The following is a 1,258-nucleotide window of genomic DNA, read 5'->3' on the forward strand; positions in this document are numbered from 1 at the left end:
TTTTCTTGATTTCAAAATTACACCTTTTCTAATTACAAAACGGCTTTCCAAATAGGGATCGGATTGTCACTTATTTAAATTCATGTGCAACTAAAAAACACTAAAACAAGAATTTATTTATCTCATTTCCACTCCGGAAATTGAGTAGTATTTAAATCGAGAGTTGCTATGGTTTGCATGTCAGACTCTGCAAGTTCAAAATCGAAAATATTCAGATTTTCAATCATGTGTGCTTTTTGGGAAGATCTTGGGATAGTAACAACTCCCCGTTGATAGTGCCATCTTAAGCAAACTTGAGCAATGCTCTTTTGATACTTTTTGCCGATAGCAGCTAGTATTGGGTTGCTAAAAATTCCACCACGACCAGCTGCCAGAGGAGACCAAGCTTCTATTTGGGTCGCTGAACCCTTCAATAAAGGATATAAATCTTTCTCCTGAAAGAAAACATTGGTCTCAATTTGATTGATTGCGGGTGCAATTTTGGCATATGACAACAACTCCTTCATTTGCTCAGGGTCAAAATTGCTCACACCAATAGCTCTAATTTTACCAGCTTTAACAAGTTCTTCCATTGCTAGCCAAGACCCTTTTACATCTCCTCTAGGTCTATGGATAAGATAAAGATCGAGATAATCTACACCCAATTTTTTTATAGAAGTTTCAAATGCTTTTTTAGTGTTTTCATAACCCGCAAAGTCAACCCAAAGTTTCGATGTTAAAAACAGTTCTTTTCTATCAATGCCACTTTGCCTGATTCCTTCTCCTACAGCTGCTTCATTTCCGTAAATATGAGCAGTGTCAATGAGGCGATATCCTACTGAAATGGCTTCGGAAACACTTCGAACACCTACAGCGTCAGCAAGGGTATTTGTACCAAATCCTAGTCTTGGCATTACCACACCGTTGTTGAGAGTCACAGTTGGAATTGACATTTTCTTTTGGTTTCCAGTATTGGCACCAAAAAGTGCTGAACTTCCCAAACCAATAAAAATTGTTGCAGCAGTAAATTTTGTGGTTACTTTTAAAAACTCCCGACGGTTTACCTCATTATTGTTTTTTTCCATAATTAGTTGTTCTTTTAGATTCGTTTTATCTATTAAATTTTTTGCTCTCGATAGTGGGCACAGTTTGCAAAACTGCGCTAGCGTTTATCAGGAGATTTATGTAAATCCGAGCTATCGGTTTCGTTTAAGCTGTGAAACTTTTTGCTCTTGATTGTGGGCACAGTTTGTAATACTGCGCTAGCGTGGTTGAGGGG

At 37.7% G+C, this 1,258-nt stretch carries 1 protein-coding gene; it reads right to left on the reverse strand.

Features of this window, described 5'->3' with window-relative positions; genetic code table 11:
- Window positions 1-122: 122 nt before the first annotated feature.
- A complete protein-coding gene (locus EKL98_RS16295) occupies window positions 123-926 on the reverse strand; it encodes an aldo/keto reductase (RefSeq protein ID WP_394343488.1) in 804 nt (267 codons plus the stop codon).
- Window positions 927-1,258: the final 332 nt, after the last annotated feature.

The sequence above is a fragment of the Flavobacterium bomense genome, assembly GCF_003970355.1.